Here is an 18981-nt window from a genome sequence, read left to right as displayed (position 1 = left end):
TAAATATCCTTTCTTTTTTTAACTTATTAATAATTATTTAATACTAAATTAATTATATATTATGTTGGATTTTAATGTAGTAATAGGAGTTTTAAATAACATTATAAGTTTAATTTAAAAAGATATTATTAAAATATTATTATTTTAGAATAATAAGTTATTTGGTGTACGAGGAAAAGGAATAACATCTCTAATATTATTAATACCAGTAATAAACATTAAAAATCTTTCTAGACCTAAACCAAAACCAGCACTTGGTGCATATCCATATTTTCTTAAATCAAAATATCATTGTAGATCATTACCCTCAATTTTGAATTGGGTTTTATTTTTTAGTAATTGTTCATAATTATCTTCACGAACAGAACCACCAATTAATTCACCAATCCCTGGCACTAATAAATCCATAGCTGCCACTGTTTTTTGTTGTGGATAATTACTATCAATTGGATTAAGTTTCATGTAAAAAGCTTTGATGGTTTGTGGATAGTTAATAACAAAAGTTGGCTGTTTAGTTATTTCTTCACATAAATATCTTTCATGTTCTGATTGTAAATCAATTCCTCATTTAATTTCATTAAATTCAAATTTTTTTCCTTTTTTTTGTGCATTTAAAAGTAATTCAATGACTTCTGTATAAGTAATAACTTTAAAATCAGATTTAAAATCGGCAATTTTTTCTAATTTTTCAATTAGTGATTGTTCATTTTTAGTTTCTTGTTTTTGTTCTAAAAATTTTAATTCAGAATTACAATTATTTAGAACATCTCTAATAACAGTTTTTATTAGTTTTTGGGCTAGTATAATATTATCTTGTAGATTACTAAAGGTAAATTCTGGTTCTACCATTCAAAATTCTGCTGCGTGACGTGTAGTATTAGATTTTTCAGCACGAAATGTTGGTCCAAATGTATAAACTTTTTGTAAAGATTGAGCGTAGGCTTCAGCATTTAACTGACCACTAACAGTTAATGAGGCTTTTTTCCCAAAAAAATCCTTTTCATATTTATCATTAGTTATAGTAGTAACAATAAAATTTTCACCAGCACCTTCAGCATCATTAGCTGTAATAAGAGGACTATGTAGGTAAATAAATTGATTATTATGAAAAAAATTATGAATAGATCATGATACTTGATCACGAATTCTAAATAATGACAAGAAAGTATTAGTACGAACACGTAAGTGTGCATGTTCACGAAGAAATTCATTTGTATGTTCTTTTTTTTGGATTGGATAATCATTAGCGCATATGTTGTAGACAGTAGCAGTAATTACTTTTAGTTCAAATGGTTGTTTCGCATTTGGTGTTAAAATTAAATTACCAGTAATAGTAACAGCACTACCAGTAGTAACATTAGTTAAATTGTTAGTATTTTCTAAATTTGGATCATATACTACTTGTAAGTTATTAATTGAAGAACCATCGTTTAAATCTAAAAACCCAACTTTTTTACTATTTCGATTAGAACGAACCCAACCGTTAACAGTTACTTGTGTTGGTATTTTTTTAGTTTTATCGTTACTATTAATAAATAAATTATTAATCGTGTAAATCATTATTGTTCCTCCTATTTATTTTTATATAATAAATAAATTATATATTAACTATTATCTTAGTAGGGAATTATTTATGATTTTTTTCATTAATATTTGGGATAAATTTTATTTTTAGTTAGTATAAAATTTCAAATTGAATTTTAAGTTAATGTTATAATATTACTTATAGTAAAGGCGGTTTATTATGGGCAAATTTTTAAAGTTAATTACTAATGGCTTTATGACAGGTGTTAGTGAACCATGATGTAATAATGAAGGAGTTGCAGTTTTACCTTTTGTATATAAATACAATCAATATTGATTTTTATTAATGAAAGAAAAGAATCCTTTATTTGAAAATAAAAAGATATCATTTTTTAGTACTCTAACAGGTGGTTGTAAATTAGGTAAATCATCACTAGAAACTGTTAAGAATGAAATTTTAGAAGAGACAGGAATTAATATTAGAAGCTTAAAACTTGATTGTATTTATAGACTTGGTAGTTACTATGCTAATAAAACTTCAATAAAAATATGACATTTTTATGCTGTTGATTTATCTAGTTTGAATTTAGATTTAAAGTTAAGTTATTTTGGTAAAGGTGATGGTAGTATTGGTGAAAATGGTATTAATGGTATTTTTATTAATGAGAGTGAACTAGATAAAGTTAATGATGCACTTACATTGGCAATTTATGGAAAATTACGATTGAATAATACAATAGTGAACATAAATAAATAAATAAATTTAAAAGGAAGAAAATATGTTTAAAGATATAAAATTTAGATTTATAAAAAGAAAAAAAATATAAAAGAATTTTTATTATCAATACCCAAAGATCTTAATAAAATTCCATTTTCTGCTAAAGTAGCTATTATTTGTTTAGGGATTTTTATGTTATGAAATACATTTTTTTGATTTGAATCATTTTATTAATCCTAATTTATATCCTTCGGTTTGAACTATTGTAAATCGTCAAGTTTATCATCCTTGACAGCAAGTATTATTATTCTTAAATGGTATTGCTGCTTTTACTAATGTTATTTGTATAATTTTAATTTCATTTGGTAAAATTTCTAATTTTTTTTGAGGCTTTTTTTCTGTTACTATTTATGGTTGTATTGCTTTAGTTTGAGATTATGTTGGTGATATGCAGTTGAATTTATTTTTCTTTTTGCCTTTTCAATTTATTGGCTATAGTTTATGGAAATTTCATTTAGATTCACAACAAGAAATAATTTCTAAACGTTTAAATTTAAAAACAAGTATTGTTACTATTTACTTTGCAATTGTTTTATCAGTATTTTTTTATTTTGAAATTCCTGAATTTTCACGTGTAATTTTAGGGAAATATGATTTTGATGGTAATACTTTTCAACAAGTTTTACCACATATTCTAGATTCATTAACTAATTCTTTAAGTATTGTTGCGCAAATACTAATGTTATTACGTTTTCGTGAACAATGAATTTTTTGAATAATTGTTAATATTTTTCAAATAGCTATGTATTCGGGAGTTGCTCATAATCGTTTGGATGTAAATCTTTTATTAATGTGAATTGTTGCTCTTGGTAATTCTGGTTTTGGTTTTTATCAATGATTTTTTGTAAGAAGTAAAGAAAAAGTAGTAGTTAAAAAAGAAACATATGAGCAGTAATAACTTTTAAATAAGAAAAATAATAATTTAGAAAATAAGTTATTATTTTGTATAATAGTTTGTAAAGTATAAAATAATTATCAAAGAAGGTTATTATGAAAAAAAATGTATATATATTAAAAAATTTAGATGACACTAATACTCTTGCCAAAATAATTGCTAAAATTGCTAAACCAAATTTAATTTTATTATTAAATGGTCCGCTTGGTAGTGGTAAAACGCAAATTACTAAATTAATTGGTAATTTACTTGGAGTTAAAAATATTATTAATTCACCAACTTTTATTATTTGAAATAAGTATCAAACTAAATATGAATGAAATTTAATTCATATGGATGGTTATCGTTTAATTAATCCTCATTTAGAAGAATATTATGAAATAATGATGAATAATTTTATGATAATTGAATGATCAGAAAGATTAAAAATTAATTTTAATAATTATTCATATATTGCTATAGATTTTAAAATTATTGATATTAATAGTAGACAGATAGTTATTAATACTAATCTTCTTACAAAAGAGGAAGAAAAGTATTTATTTGATGCATTAAAAAAAATATAGAATTTTATTTATAAAAAAAAGTAGGAAAAATCCTACTTTTTTTTATACTTGTATGTGAAAGTAATTAAGCATAATATTATTAATAGTACTTTGACTAATTAGACCAAGTTTTTGATATTGTTTTAATACTTCTAAAGTATAATTATTATCATCAACAGGATAATAATTATTTAAACCTCAAAGTAAACCAGCAAATAATACTAATGAACCAATAGCAATTGGACTAAAAGCATAATACACAGTTATTTTACGATTATGATATCCGATTAAAGAAGCAAATAATCATCCTGTGACAAAAGCAATCATTCAATATAATAATGTCACTACTTGTTGATCAGTTATAAATCAAAATATTAACATTAATAAAATAGTTGTAAAGAAACGACTCATAATTGGAGTTTTAAATAATTTATAATTTCAAATGAAAGGTAACATTGCTCCTAATGAAATTACAGGAAAAACTCAAAATCCTGACATGATATTAATATTATCAACAACACTTTGTAAAATACCGGTTAGAATCATTGCACCAATTCAAATGAAAATTGCTTTTCATCATCCATAAAATCCTTCAACAAATCTACCAACACGATAAAACATTCAAAGTGAAAATATTAAATTAATAGGAGTTGAAGGATTTATATCATTACCAGCAAATGGATAAATTAATCACCTTCAATATTGATAAGCACCAAATATTAAGTTATGATAATTGGCACCAAAAAGCAAATGTTGTTGTTTATAATCTAATGCTAATCAATCATCTTGACTAAGATTTATAATTACTAGAAAAACAACAAGTGTAATAATAGGAATTATAAAAAGAAATCAGGTAACTGCCAAATTAGCATTAGTACATTTTTTTAATGTTTCGCTTAAGTAACGACGGTTTTGAAAATTAACTTTTTTTCAATTATCACTTAAAGTTCCAGTACTATTATCTTCATTAGTCTCTTCATTATTTTCGGTTTCAGTTTCAAGTTGGGGTAAGTCTACCTTAATAAATTTAGTAATACTAGGATAAAATTTAGATAATTCTTGAACAATTTTGTCACTAGTAGCAATAATAACATCAACCGCTGGTGACATTCGATTTTCGTTTTGGTTATCATCATTTAAAATAACCATTAAATAACGAATATCTTTAACACCTTCATCTGCTAATTGTTTATGTAAAATTTCATAAACTTCATCTTTATTTTTTAAATGGTGAGGATTAAATTTTTTTTCTTTAATAATTTTAATGATATGATAAGTATTACTATCTTTATTAGTTAGATATACTTCACCTTTAACATGTAGTTTTAATTCTTTAGGAACATTAAATGGTCGATAATCTTGATGACTAATAAAATAATCAACTAATTGTAAACCTAAAATATCTAGAATATTATCATCCATTATTTAACACTTTCCTTTCGTAATAATTGTAATTTATTTTCAAAAAAATCAGGTAAATTACATTCAAAAGTCATAACTTTTTTAGTTGTGGGATGAGTAAAAGTAATGACTTTAGCATGTAAGTATTGTCCAATATTAGCATTTTCCAATTTAAACTTGCTGTATAAAGGGTCATTTACAATTGGATGTTCAATTCACTCAAAATGAACACGAATTTGGTGTGTTCGACCAGTTTCTAATTGACATTGAACTAAAGTATAGTCTTTAAATCGCTCAATAACTGTAAAATGAGTAGTTGCTTTCTTACTATTTTGTTCATTGACCATCATTTTTAGACGATTATTATTGCTTCTAGCAATAGGCGCTTTAATGGTTCCTGATCTACCTTTAATTGTACCATGAACTAATGCAATATAAATTCGTTTAATTTCATGTTTTTGTAATTGTTCTGCTAAAATATGATGACTAATTTTATTTTTAGCTACTAATAATAACCCTGTCGTTTGTTTGTCAATACGATGAACAATGCCTGGACGTAAATTATTTTCATCAATATTTTCAATTTTAGATTGGAATAATAATCCGTTAACTAAAGTATTATCTCAATTACCTGCTCCTGGGTGGACAACCAAATTATTAGGTTTGTTAATAACAAGAATTTCATTATCCTCATAAATTATTTCAAAATCAATTGCAGTTGCTTTTAAAGTGTTCTCTTTTTCATTTTTAATAATAATATTTATTTCATCATTATTTTTTAATAATAAGTTAGCTGATGAAATAGTTTTATTATTAACTATTACTTGCCCATTAGTGATTAAATTTTGGATAAAATTTCGTGAATAATGATGTTCTGTTAATATCATTGCTAAATATTTGTCGATGCGGATATTTTTGTTTTCATGATATGTTAGTTTTATCATCTTTTGATTTTCTATCATTGATGATTGTTGTGAATGTTCCGTTGTTGACTTCATTATTGTGTTCTCCAAACTTTTCTTGATAGGCATTAATTATGGTTCCAATAATTATTTGTAGAATAATTATTGTGATACCAATGGTAATAAATATATCCGCAGTATTAAAAATAGTATATGGTGGGAATAGTTGTCATAATAAAAAGTCAATAACACCACCATTATGTAAAAATCTATCGGTTAAATTACCGATTGTTCCTGCAATAACAAAACTGAGACCTAGTGCTCTGTTAATAGATTTAGTAAATAATAGTCAGGTGCTACTAGCAATTGCTACTAGAAAAGCAAAAGTTATTAGAAAGATTTTTTGATTTTGAAAAAAACTAAAAGCAGAACCATAATTAATAATAAATTTTAAATTAATAAATCCGGGTATGAATTTATATTCTTCACCAACTTTTATTCCATTTTGTACTGCTAATTTTATCATTTGATCAGTGACAATTAGAATAATAATTGCACAAAAACAAATTATTTTAGTTAATCATTTTCAATCACGTGTTTTTAAATGATTTTTAATTGCTAATCAAGAAAATTCCATAATTACTTCTTTCTAAACTAATATTAGTTATTTACATTATTAAGGATGACACTTCAAAACAACGATTACAAACATCTTCTTTTGTTTCATTAACAATTAATCAACAGCGAGGACATTTAGTACCCTCTTTTGTTTTAACATTAATAGTTCAGTCATTAACGTTGCTATTATTATAATTAATATTAACTTCACTAACAATTAATAATTGTGCTAATTCTTTTTCATCAATTGTTGATAAGATATTATGATTATCTTTAAAAATAATAGTCACTATTGTTTCTAAGGCTGTTTTAACAATTTTGTCTTTTTTAGCTTGTTCAATAACTTTATTAACTTCATTTTTAAAGTTAATAAAATATTCTCATTTTTCCATTAGTTTTGTTGGTTTGTTTAAATTTCATGGTTGTGGAAATTTTTTTAAATGAATAGAATCACTGCTTGTGTTTAAATCTTTTTTAGTTAAACTTTGGAATGCTTCTTCAGTAGTGTGTGGTAAAATAGGGGCTAATAAACCAATTAAAGTTTTTACTATTAAAAACATTGTCATTTGTACTTGTTTTCTTCTAATATCATTTTTGCTATTAACATATAAAATATCTTTAGTAAAATCACAATAAAAAGCAGACAAATCATTAGTAACAAAATTTAAAATTAAATGATAGATAGTATTAAATTGATAAGTTTGATAATTTTCATTAATTTTAGTCACTAATCCGTTTAATTTATTTAAAATATATTGATCAACTTCTGATAAACTATTAATAATTTCTTCTTCTGTTTTATTTTCAATAGTTTTGATATCTAAATCAAATAAATTACCTAGTAAGAAACGAAAAATATTTCTGATTTTACGATAGTTTTCACTAACTTGTTTTAAAATTTCAGTACCAATTCTTGTATCATCAGTAAAATCAACACTGGCTACTCATAATCGTAAAATATCAGCACCATTAGTATCACAAATTGATTTAACACTAATAACATTACCAATTGATTTTGACATTTTATTGCCTTTAGCGTCAGTTACAAAACCATGTGCCAGCAAGTTTTTATAGGGACTACTATTATTAGTAATAGTTCCTGTTGTTAAACTTGAATTAAATCAACCACGAAATTGATCATTACCCTCCAAATATAAATCTGCTGGTCAAGGTAAATTATTATTTTTAATAACTGCTAAGTGGGAAACGCCACTATCATATCAAACATCCATGATGTCTTGTTCTTTATAAAAAATACCATTTGGACTATCTTTATGTTGATATTTAGGTGGTAATAAATCTTTTGCTTCTTTTTCGAATCAAATATTTGAACCATGTTTAGCAAATAAATCAGCAACATGATTAATAAGGTTTATATCCATGATTGGTTCTTTTTTTTCGGTGTAAAAAATTGGAATTGGTAATCCTCAAGCACGTTGACGAGAAATGCATCAATCATAGCGATTATTTGTCATTAATAACATTCTTTTTTTTGCTCATTCAGGAACAAAATTTACTTTATTAATATTTTTAGTAAGTAATGGTTTGATTTTTTCAATAGCGATAAATCATTGTAAAGTGGCACGATAAATAACGGGTTTTTTAGTTCGTCAATCATGTGGATATTGATGTTTAAATCATTTCATACCAATTAATGTACCATTATTTTTTAAGCGCTCAACAATAATTTTATTAGTATCATCATAAAATTTATTGACTAATTGTTCATCATTGATTTCTGCTGTAAATTGACCTTGATCATTAATTGGACAAAGAATTTTGATATTATGTTTTAATCCTAAATCAAAATCTTCTTCACCAAACGCTGGAGCAGTATGAACAATTCCAGTTCCATCATTTATAGTAACATGAGAACCATGAACGATTGGAGTTTTTCTTTGATATAATGGATGTAATGCTGTTAATCCAATTAAATCTTTACCAGAAATTGTTTTAACAATTATAAAATCGGTGATGTTGTTTGCTTTAGTAAAAGAATCAATCAATGGTTGTGCAATAATATATTGTTGTTCATTAGTTTTAATAATACTATATGTAAATTCTTCATTTACTGCTAACATTTGATTGCTAGGAATGGTTCATGGTGTTGTTGTTCAAATTATTAGTGAGGTAGGTAAGTTAAATATTTTTTTTTCATCATTTAGTAAAAAGGCAACATAAATAGCAGCACTAGTTTTTGTTAAATATTCAACTTCAGCTTCAGCTAAGGCACTTTCACTTGATGGTGATCAATATACAGGATATAAATTACGATATACTAGTTTTTTTTCTACCATTTTAGCAAAAACTTTAATTTGTTCAGATTCATATTTTTTATCATAAGTAACATAATGATCTTCAAAATCTGTTAATAATCCTAATGTTTTAAATTGATTAATTTGATTAGCAACTTGCAGTTCTGCATATTTTTGACATTGTTTTCTAAAATCTGATACTGCTATTGTTTTACGATTAATTCCCGAGTTAGTAACTGCTGTTTCAATAGGTAAACCATGCGTATCTCAACCCGCAATATAGGGCGCATAATAATTGCTACTATTATAATAGCGAACAATAATATCTTTTAAAATTTTATTTAATGCATGTCCTAAATGTAGATCACCATTAGCATATGGAGGTCCATCATGAAGAATAAAAGTTTTCGTAGATTTTTTATTTTTGTTAATTAGTTGTTGATATATTTTTTGGTCTTGTCAATATTTTTGTAGTTGTGGTTCTTTTATAGTTAAATTAGCACGCATTTCAAAGTTAGTTTGAGGCATTAATAATGTATCTTTATAGTTTTTATTCATGTATATTATTCTCCTTTAAAATAACAAGTTTTATTTGTACTAATTATTCTTTTTTTATTCTTAAATCATTATACTAGTAATTACTTGAAATTTGTATAATATTTACTTTATTTTAATAATAAGATTTTATAAAACTTAAAAGTTAAAAATATTACTTTTAGTGAGTATTATTTTATAATAAAGTATAAACTTATTAAAGTTTATAAAAAATATTTTTAAAATTTTAAAAAAGAGGTTAATGAATAATGTTAAAAATTTTTATTTCATATCATCATTTAAGAGAACAAAAAGCAAAGGATGAATTATCAGAATTAATTTCGCAATGTTATGGAGAATATTTTGAAGTGAAAGACGTATCTGTAAAACTAGGTGATATTGATCCCAATTGCCTCCTAAAAAGATATTTAAAACTATTAGAGAAGAGTATTTAAAAGATTCAGATATTACTGTAGTTATTTTAGGAAAACATACAAAATGTAGAAAACATATTGATTGAAAAATTGCATCTTCATTATCAATATATGGTAGCCTCCATCGAAGGGGAAAAAATGGTTTATTAATACTTTTAACTGATGATTTTATTAAAAAAGCAAAAAAAATTGTGATTTTAATGATAATGATTACAAAACTTTAATTAATGAACAAAATTCTACTCCAAGAATTTATGAAAATGTAATAAATGACTATGCAATCGTTGAAAGTTTTTCAAATGTAGTTTCAAATCCTTTAAAGTTAAAAAAATTACTTGATAAATGTCAAGATAAAGTTAAAACTGAAAAATTGAAAAAAACTTTGATCTTTTCATACGACATATTCCGTAATTAAATTTAATTAATTGTCAATAAAATTGTTTTAAAACTATTTAGTGTTATTGAATATAGAAATAAATATTTTTTGAAAAAATAGTTTAAAAAATGAGTTTACATTTTAAACAAAAAATTGTTAATAATATTTTTATATTAACTCGATAAAAATTTAAATTTTAAAAAAATATTTTTAATATTTTTTTTATTTTAATGGTTTTATTTTATTAAAAATTTCACAAAGTAAGTTAAATCTTAAGTACATAAGTCTAAATTTAGATTTTCTACATTTATTTACTAAAATTTTGAATCTTTTCAATCAAGCAAAGACATGTTCAACTTTAATTCTAATTTTAGATACAATCTTATTGTATTTTCTTTCTTGTTTAGTTAATTTTTTATTTTTAGTTCTTTTAATTGGTATTATTGTATTTTTATAAATATTTTGTATACCTTGATATCCTAAATCACCAATAATTATTGTTTTTTCTGAAAATTCAAGATTTGAATTTTTTAATATTTGAAAATCATGCACTTTACCATTATCAGCAAAAATATCAACAATTTTTTTATTAAAAAAATCATATACAATTTGAAATTTTATAGAATACATTCAACTTTTACCAGAAAAATATTCTAACTGTAGTTTTTTTTAGTTGGTCTTTCAATTTCAATCTCAGTTGAATCAATTAAATAAAATTGAAATTCATTTGAATTTTCTTGTTTTTTATCAATTTTTAATTTATATCTTTCTTTTAAAAATTGGTAATCTTTGTGGTTACTAAGTTTATTTTCTACTCAAGTAATATTTCGAAAATAACTTGATGGGCTCATTTTAGATTTAATACTCATTTGAAAAAAAGTATAATATTCTTTTCAGTATAATAAAGTCATCATTAATCTTTCTTCTACTGAAAGTTTATTTTTTCGACCTTTATTTTTTTCTAATTTTTCTATTTCAATTAATTTTTCTAACATTTCATTAAAATGAAAACGTTTTATACCAAAATATCTGTAAAATTCTTCATTTTTTAATTTTTTTAAATTTTCAAAAATCATTTTTATCAACACTTTTCTAAATTTATTGTTAATAACAAAATTATAAAATAAATTTTAAAATTATTAATTGACTTTTAAAAAATTTAATTATGGAATATGTCTTTAGAAAAAAATAAATAATTGAATACCAATAAGAATACAGATGTATATTAGTAGTTAATTATAAATATCAAAAATATATAAAATTAAAAAGGTTTTATTTTTAGTAAATAAAACTAAAAAAACTTTATTTTAGTAGTATAATAAAAATACTTACTTAGTTAAGGGTAAGTAAATATTCATTGCGGTTGGCACCTAACAGTGAATAGGAGTTACCATTATTGGTAACTCTTTTATTTTAAATAATTATTATATACCTCAAAATTTAATAATATTTAAATTATTTATATAATATGAAAATAAAAAATATTGTAAAAATTTCTAAAATTTGGTAAAAGATAAGTGTAAAACTAAATATAGTTTTTAACCCATTGCTTTGTTTGTAAGTAAATGGGTTTTATTTTACTAAGAAGGTGTATAAAATGCGTGATAATGATATAAAAAAAATCAACAACATTTCAGCGAATAATGGAAAATAATCCAGAAAATATTTTTGCTCAAACCGATGGTTCTATAAAAAAAAGACATGGAGGTTTAGCAATAAAATCTTCTAGAAGTGAAAATAGTTTAAATGAAGCAAATAATGATAGTAATGTTTTAAATAAATATAAATATAATTGTCTTACAATTATAGAAGATCAAAAGATAAGTAAACTTAGAGAAGAAATTTTTAATTTTACAAAACAATTAGAAGATGTCAAAAGAACAAATGATGATTTAAATAAAAAATTAACTATTATTAGAGAAAATCTTTTTGAATTAGAAATTATTCAACTTAATCCATTACTTGATGATTTAAAACGTAAAGAAAGAAAAATGGAAATAAATAAAACTAAGAAACAAAATACAACCGATAGTGAATTTAGAGAATATTTTGCGCTTAAAGAAACAATATCAGATAAAGAATTAGAAATTGAGGAACAAAGAAATATAAAAAAAGAATTGAATAATAATATTGAAAAAAATAATTCTAAAATTGAAGAATTAGAAAATACTATAAGCAATTTAAATAGTGAACTAGATAGTTATAGTGATGATTGGATGCCGTTATCATTAAAAGAAAATATTAATAGAAGAATAGAACTACAAAGAAAAATTGATGAAGAAAATTTAACTGAAGAGCAAAAACTAGAAATATTTTCTAATATTTCTAAGTTAAAAAAAGAAATAAAAAAAGAATGAAATATTAAAAGTCAAAATGTTCAAAAAATTTATGAAGAAATTTTTCCAATTGAAGATAAGATATTTTATATAACAACTTTAGTTTATAATGATGAATCAATTTTTGAAGAAATAATATATTTTGATAATAATGAAAAAAATGAGGTTGAAGTTTGAAAACAGACTAAAAAGTACCAGAGTATTGAAGAATATAAAAAAAGCACTTGTTTAATTGATAAAGAAAATGCAAATAATATTAGTACAATGCCAGTTAAAGAATTATTAAAAGAACAAATGGAATTAAAATCAAAGCCATCTAAAACGGAGTGAAAAGTTTGGGTTATTATTTTAGTCATTACTATTGTTATTGCTGTTCTTCCAAATTTGCTTCCTGTGATTTTAGCTCCTTATTTGGCTGCTGCAGTAGTGGCAACAATTAAGATTGATATTGCTATTGCTTCAGTTTTTATTAGTGGAGGTTTTAAAGCAATTACATCAGTTTTTTCAACTGCATCAAAAAAAGTTGAATCATGAATTTATAATAAAATATTTAAAAAATAATAAAGATAAAAAAGAAAAAAAAGAAGTTAAATCAGTATCTAAGGATTTAACAAGTGATAAATTAGAAACTAAGTTAGAAACACAATTTAATATATTAAAACAAGAACTGGATGGTAGAAAACTTAAAACTATAAATGAACTAATGAATGATAAAACAATAATAAATGTTGAAAATAATATAATTCCAGTTGAAAATCAGTTTGATGTAGATAAAGCAAATTCTATGGACAATATGCAACCTTCTACAAATGTAAGACAACGACGTTATTCATTTTAAAATATAACGATAATTAGTTTAATTATTCTTACTTAATTAAGTAAGAATAATTTTTTATATATTTTTATATATATTTTTAATAAAAAATATATAATTTTATTTAGTATTTAAAGGTAGAAAAAATATTCAAAAAGTGAAAGGAATAATAAATTATGCCATGAAAATCTATTGAGAATAATAAATTAAAACAAGAAGCACATGCTAAAAATGCTGATAAAATAAATAAAGCTTGAGGAGAAAAAAATGAATCTGAAAGAAGAGAAAGAGTTTGTAAAAATCTTGAGTTAGATAAATCAAAAATAAATAGTGAATCTTCTTCAAGTGAAAGTAAAAACTCTAGTAGTAAAAACAGTAACCAGTTATAAAAAAAACAATTTTTTTAATTAAAATAAACTTCAATATGAAGTTTATTTTTAATTTATTTTTTTAATCTTAATTAAGATATTGATGAAATTAGCATTTATGTTATTAAAAATAGTGTTTATAACTTAAAAGATATATAATAAAAAATTATTTATTTAATCTTTTGTAAATTTTTCTTGATTTTAATATATATATATCATATAATATACAAGCTAGAATAAGCCAAAGACAGCAACGGACTTTTGTCTTAATTATGTTGCTCAGGTAATTTCCATCATTATATATGCATGTGATTTACTCGGTTTTGCTCCGAGTTTTATTTACTACTTATTGCTAGTTATTTCAGAATAATAAGGAGGTGTACTTATGCGCCCAGCAATGGTTGAAAAACAAAAAACTATTGATTTAATTGCTAAGCAAATTAATGATTCAAAAACAACAATTGTTGTACAATATCAAGGTATGAATGTTGAAGAAATTAGTTCTTTACGTAAGGAATTAAGAGTTAAAGGTGCAACATTCACTATTTATAAGAATAATTTAGTTGCTCGTGCTTTAAAAAAAGAATATTCATCGCTTGAAAGTAGTTTAGTTGGCCCAAATGGTTTTATCTTTGGATTTGAAAACGACTTAGAAACAGCTAAAATAGTTTCTAATTATGCTAAAATTAATAAATTATTAGTATTAAGAGGTGGCATTTTTGAAGGGAAAGTTATTGACCAAAGTGAGTTACAAAAAATAGCTTCATTACCATCAAAATTAGAATTAATTTCAATGTTAGCTTCTTGTTTACAAGCACCAGTTCGCAATTTGGCTTTAGCAATTAAAGCAGTAGCCCAACAAAAAGAAAACGCATAATTAACACTTATTAAATAAAAAAAATATGGAGGAAAAAATAATGGAAAATATTACAAATAAACAAATTATTGAACATGTTAAAACAATGACAGCATTTCAATTAAAAGAATTAGTTGAATTAATTGAAACAACTTTTGGAGTAACTGCAGCAGTTGCTTCTGCACCACCAGCAGCTAAAGAAGAAGCAACAAAACCATCAACAGTTTCTCTAATCTTAAAAGAAGTAGGAGACAAAAAAGTTGATGTTATTAAAGCAGTTAAAGCAATTGTTGGTGGTACAATGTCTTTAATGGATGCTAAAAAAATGGTTGATGCAGTAGCAACAGGACCACAAAAGATTTTAGAAAATATTGATACAGCAAAAGCAACAGAACACGAAGCAACGTTAAAAGCCGTTGGTGCTATTGTTGAAGTTAAGTAGTTCAAATATTAAAAATTTATATGAAAACCAGTATTAATTAAAACTGGTTTTCTGTTTGTTATTTAACTAAAAATTATCAACTTAAAACTTAATATTTTATCAAACTAATTAGTAATTTAATACTAATTAACTGAAATCAAATTATTTGATTTTAATAAATTTTTAAAATTGGAGATGAACCAATGTCATATACTACAAAACAATTTGGTCATTATGCTAAAAGACGTGACTATACTAAAGTATCAGGAAATTTAGATCTTCCTGATTTAATTTCAATTCAACGTGATACTTATAAATGATTTATTGATACAGGAATGCAAGAAGTATTTAATGAAATATTTCCGGTAACTGATAATGATAATCGTATTATTTTATCATTGATTGATTGAGAATTTCGTAAACCAAGAAGAACATTAAAAGAAGCAAAAGATGAGTCAAAAACTTATGAAGCACCAATCTATACAAAATTATCTTTATCAATTCATGAAAATAATCGTCATTTAACTATTGCTGCTAAAGATAATATTTTAGATTATTTAATGCGTTGAATTAAAGACCAATTTGGTATTAAAAACATTAATGAACCAAAAGTTAGCGATAATATATATTATTTTGAAGAAAAAAATGTTCATGCTAATAGTGAATTTTCAACTATTGAAGTTACTATTAAAAGTAGAGAAGAAGATGTTTTAATTGTTGATTATACATTAACTCGTGAAGGAGATGTATTTTTAGGTGATTTTCCATTAATGACACAAAAAGGAACCTTTATTATTAATGGAAGTGAAAAGGTTGTTGTTTCACAATTAGTTCGTTCACCAGGTGCATATTTTAAAATTGAAATTGATCCAAAAACCGGATTATATAAATTTTTAGGTGATTTAATTCCATCACGTGGAACTTGACTAGAATTTGAAACTGATTCTAAACGTAATAAATTAGTTCGTAATAAAAATGCAATTAAAGATATTATTCAAGTTAAAATTGAAAAATCACGTAAAATTGCAGTAACCACTTTACTTACTGCCTTAGGATTAACTAAAGATGATGTTATTAATATAATTGGTAAAGATGATGTTTTATTAAATACTTATGAATATGATGAACATCAAAATTGACCAGCAGCAGTACAAGAAATTTATAAAAAAATTAAAGCCGGAGAAACTGCCAGTGTTGATGGTGCTGCAAAATTTTTAACTGGATTATTATTTGATTCAAAAAAATATGATTTAACAAAAGCAGGAAGATATAAGTTAATTCAAAAATTAGCTATTACAGATCGTGTTTTAAATTACACTCTAGCTGAAGATATTAAAGATATTAGAGGTAAAGTTGTTTTATCCAAAAAAACAGTAATTGGTAAATCACAATTAGAAATTCTAAAAACAGTATTAGAAGAAGGAGCATGTTTAGTACCTTTAAAAACATCAATTAGTGATAGTGAACCAAAACATTATGTGCAGTTAATTAAAGTTTATAATGATAAAGAAAGATTAAATGAAGTTATTAATGTTGTTGGAATTAATCCTAAATGTAAAGAAGTAATTATTACTATTGCTGATATTTTAGCAACTCTTTCTTATATTTTAAATTTTGTTCATGGTATTGGTAATGCTGATGATATTGATCACTTAGCAAATCGTCGTATTCGTACAATTGGTGAATTACTACAAAACCAATTTCGTATCGGAATGGGACGTATTGAAAAAAATGTTAAAGAAAAAATGTCAACTACTGATAGTGATAAAATGAAACCAGCAAATATTACAAATAATAAACCATTAACAGCTGTTATTGGTGAGTTTTTTAACTTATCACAATTATCACAATTTATGGATCAAACTAATCCATTAGCAGAATTGGCTAATAAAAGACGTTTAACTGCTTTAGGACCTGGTGGATTATCACGTGATCGTGCTAGTTTAGAAGTTCGTGATGTTCACTATTCTCACTATGGAAGAATTTGTCCAATTGAAACTCCTGAAGGACCTAATATTGGTTTAATCAATAATTTAGCCACTTATGCTCGTATTAATGAATACGGTTTTATTGAAACACCTTACCGTCAAGTAATTGCAGGTAAAATTACTAATGAAATTAAATATTTAACTGCCGGTGAAGAAAAGAATTATATCATTGCACAAGCTAATATTGAATTAGATACTAATAATGTTATTAAAAATAATAATGTTATTGCTCGTAGTAATGGTCAAAATATTATTGTTGGACCAAACGAAGTTGAATATATTGATGTTTCACCAAAACAAATTGTGTCAATAGCTACAAGTTGTATTCCCTTTTTAGAAAATGATGATGCTAACCGTGCTTTAATGGGTGCTAATATGCAACGTCAAGCAATTCCATTATTAAAACCACAAACACCAATTGTTGGTACGGGTGTTGAGTATGCTGTTGCTCGTGACTCAGGATTAGCTATTGTTGCTAATTTACCGGGAGTTGTACAATATGTTGATTCTCATGAAATTATTATTAAATCAGAATATGAAATAACAACTTATGAGTTAAGTCGTTTTGAACGTAGTAATCAAGGAACAGCAGTAACTCATGTGCCATTAGTAAAAGTTGGTGATAAAGTTGAAGTTAATCAAATTTTAGCAGACGGACCTTCAATGAAAGATGGTGAACTTGCATTAGGACAAAATGTAATTATTGCTTTCATGACTTGACATGGTTATAACTATGAAGATGCTATTATTATTAGTGAACGTTTAGTAAAAGATGATGTTTATACTTCAATGCATATTGAAGAATATAATTTAGAATGTCGAAAAACAAAACAAGGTAAAGAAGAAATTACACGTGAAATCCCTAATACTTCTGAACAATCAAGACGTTATCTTGATGATGAAGGAATTGTTTTAATTGGAACTGAAGTTAAAGAAGGAGATATTCTTGTTGGTAAAGTTACACCAAAAGGTCAAACACAATCAACTGCTGAAGAAAAATTATTAGCAGCTATTTTTGGTGAAAAATCACGTAATGTCAAAGATAATTCATTACGAGTACCTAATGGTGGTGCTGGAATTGTTCAAGGTATTAAACGTTATAAACGTGAAGATGGTTTTGACTTACCTTCAGAAGTAGAAGAAGTAGTTAAAGTATTTATTGTACAAAAACGTAAAATCCGAGAAGGAGATAAAATGGCTGGAAGACACGGAAATAAAGGTGTTATTTCTAAAGTCTTACCAATTGAAGATATGCCTTTCCTAGAAGATGGAACACCGGTTGATATTATGTTAAATCCATTAGGAGTACCATCGCGGATGAATATTGGACAAATTCTTGAATTACACTTAGGAATGGCTGCTAAAACTTTAGGAATTAAAGTAGCAACCCCTGTTTTTGATGGTGCAAAAAATCAAGACTTGTTAGATATTATGAAAGAAGCAAAATATAATGACTTTGATAAATTAACATTATATGATGGTTTAACTGGTGAAAAGTTTGCCAAGAAAATTTCAGTTGGTGTTATGTATATGTTAAAACTATCACACATGGTAGATGATAAATTACATGCTCGTAATGTGGGTCCATATTCATTAATTACTCAACAACCATTAGGTGGTAAGGCACAAAATGGTGGACAAAGATTTGGAGAAATGGAAGTTTGAGCATTAGAAGCTTATGGTGCTGCTCATACTTTACAAGAAATCCTAACTATTAAATCTGATGATATTAAAGGTAGAATTAAAACTTATGAAGCGATTCTACGTAATAAACAAATTCCAACGCCAGGTATCCCTGAATCATTTAATGTTTTAACAAAAGAACTACAAGGTTTAGGAATAAATATTGTGTTAATTGATGAAAAAGGTCAAGAACAAAAAGTGGTAACTTACGATGAAGAAGTCGAAAGTTATCTTGAGGATTAGAAAAGGAGTA

17 protein-coding genes are annotated in these 18981 nt (G+C 24.7%); 10 read left to right on the top strand and 7 right to left on the bottom strand.

Annotated elements, in window-relative coordinates; translation table 4 throughout:
* Positions 1–144: 144 nt before the first annotated feature.
* On the bottom strand, positions 145–1563 hold the full coding sequence (gene asnS / locus AAHM89_RS08005) for an asparagine--tRNA ligase (protein WP_422397100.1): 1419 nt from the start codon (positions 1561–1563) through the stop codon (positions 145–147).
* A gap of 181 nt (positions 1564–1744) precedes the next feature.
* On the opposite strand from asnS, the gene AAHM89_RS08000 reads away from it, so the two are divergent.
* The 3 genes from AAHM89_RS08000 to tsaE all read left to right on the top strand — a co-directional run bounded on the left by AAHM89_RS08000 (position 1745) and on the right by tsaE (position 3763).
* On the top strand, positions 1745–2281 hold the full coding sequence (locus AAHM89_RS08000; RefSeq protein ID WP_286642680.1) for a hypothetical protein: 537 nt from the start codon (positions 1745–1747) through the stop codon (positions 2279–2281).
* Between the two features lie 178 nt (positions 2282–2459).
* Positions 2460–3197, top strand: coding sequence for a nicotinamide riboside transporter PnuC (pnuC, locus tag AAHM89_RS07995; RefSeq protein WP_342266004.1), 738 nt, complete (start codon positions 2460–2462; stop codon positions 3195–3197).
* 95 nt (positions 3198–3292) lie between these two features.
* Positions 3293–3763, top strand: a complete 471-nt coding sequence (gene tsaE / locus AAHM89_RS07990) for a tRNA (adenosine(37)-N6)-threonylcarbamoyltransferase complex ATPase subunit type 1 TsaE (RefSeq protein ID WP_342266003.1) — start codon at positions 3293–3295, stop codon at positions 3761–3763.
* A gap of 42 nt (positions 3764–3805) precedes the next feature.
* On the opposite strand, the gene AAHM89_RS07985 is transcribed toward tsaE, so the two are convergent.
* The 4 genes from AAHM89_RS07985 to ileS are packed head-to-tail and all read right to left on the bottom strand — an operon-like array spanning position 3806 to position 9476.
* A complete protein-coding gene (locus AAHM89_RS07985; RefSeq protein ID WP_342266002.1) occupies positions 3806–5164 on the bottom strand; it encodes a hypothetical protein in 1359 nt (452 codons plus the stop codon).
* On the bottom strand, positions 5164–6030 hold the full coding sequence (locus AAHM89_RS07980) for an RluA family pseudouridine synthase (protein WP_256468411.1): 867 nt from the start codon (positions 6028–6030) through the stop codon (positions 5164–5166). Before AAHM89_RS07980 ends, AAHM89_RS07985 begins: the two co-directional genes overlap by 1 nt.
* On the bottom strand, positions 5975–6682 hold the full coding sequence (gene lspA, locus AAHM89_RS07975; RefSeq protein ID WP_342266001.1) for a signal peptidase II: 708 nt from the start codon (positions 6680–6682) through the stop codon (positions 5975–5977). The genes AAHM89_RS07980 and lspA overlap by 56 nt, the downstream gene beginning before the upstream one ends.
* A 31-nt stretch (positions 6683–6713) precedes the next feature.
* Complete coding sequence (gene ileS / locus AAHM89_RS07970) at positions 6714–9476, bottom strand: isoleucine--tRNA ligase (protein WP_342266000.1); 2763 nt, start codon at positions 9474–9476, stop codon at positions 6714–6716.
* A 385-nt stretch (positions 9477–9861) separates the two neighbouring features.
* On the opposite strand from ileS, the gene AAHM89_RS07965 reads away from it, so the two are divergent.
* Positions 9862–10110, top strand: coding sequence for a TIR domain-containing protein (locus tag AAHM89_RS07965; protein WP_342265999.1), 249 nt, complete (start codon positions 9862–9864; stop codon positions 10108–10110).
* Between the two features lie 374 nt (positions 10111–10484).
* Here the strand turns inward: AAHM89_RS07965 and AAHM89_RS07960 are convergent, their stop codons facing one another.
* Entirely contained in the window at positions 10485–10892 is a 408-nt protein-coding gene (locus AAHM89_RS07960) for a transposase family protein (protein ID WP_339045908.1), read from the bottom strand.
* 23 nt (positions 10893–10915) lie between these two features.
* Positions 10916–11338: a transposase family protein gene (locus AAHM89_RS07955; protein WP_342265998.1), complete on the bottom strand. Its 423-nt coding sequence runs from the start codon at positions 11336–11338 to the stop codon at positions 10916–10918.
* Between the two features lie 567 nt (positions 11339–11905).
* Here AAHM89_RS07955 and AAHM89_RS07950 point away from each other — a divergent pair.
* The 6 genes from AAHM89_RS07950 to AAHM89_RS07925 all read left to right on the top strand — a co-directional run bounded on the left by AAHM89_RS07950 (position 11906) and on the right by AAHM89_RS07925 (position 18971).
* Positions 11906–13159: a hypothetical protein gene (locus AAHM89_RS07950; RefSeq protein WP_342265997.1), complete on the top strand. Its 1254-nt coding sequence runs from the start codon at positions 11906–11908 to the stop codon at positions 13157–13159.
* Entirely contained in the window at positions 13122–13436 is a 315-nt protein-coding gene (locus tag AAHM89_RS07945) for a hypothetical protein (RefSeq protein ID WP_342265996.1), read from the top strand. Before AAHM89_RS07950 ends, AAHM89_RS07945 begins: the two co-directional genes overlap by 38 nt.
* A gap of 152 nt (positions 13437–13588) precedes the next feature.
* Positions 13589–13801 carry a hypothetical protein gene (locus AAHM89_RS07940; RefSeq protein WP_252320294.1) on the top strand — a complete coding sequence of 71 codons (213 nt, stop codon included), beginning with the start codon at positions 13589–13591 and terminating at the stop codon, positions 13799–13801.
* Between the two features lie 364 nt (positions 13802–14165).
* Complete coding sequence (gene rplJ / locus AAHM89_RS07935) at positions 14166–14657, top strand: 50S ribosomal protein L10 (protein ID WP_342265995.1); 492 nt, start codon at positions 14166–14168, stop codon at positions 14655–14657.
* A gap of 40 nt (positions 14658–14697) precedes the next feature.
* On the top strand, positions 14698–15078 hold the full coding sequence (locus AAHM89_RS07930) for a ribosomal protein bL12 (protein WP_342265994.1): 381 nt from the start codon (positions 14698–14700) through the stop codon (positions 15076–15078).
* A gap of 182 nt (positions 15079–15260) precedes the next feature.
* Positions 15261–18971 (top strand): DNA-directed RNA polymerase subunit beta, encoded by a 3711-nt coding sequence (locus tag AAHM89_RS07925; protein WP_342265993.1) that lies wholly within the window; start codon positions 15261–15263, stop codon positions 18969–18971.
* The last annotated feature ends 10 nt before the right edge of the window (positions 18972–18981 follow it).

The organism is Spiroplasma endosymbiont of Villa modesta, assembly GCF_964030925.1.
Taxonomy (GTDB): Bacteria; Bacillota_I; Bacilli_A; order Mycoplasmatales; family VBWQ01; genus Spiroplasma_E.
The sequence above is the reverse complement of the archived record's forward strand: the minus strand, read 5'-3'. Positions and strand labels throughout refer to the sequence as shown.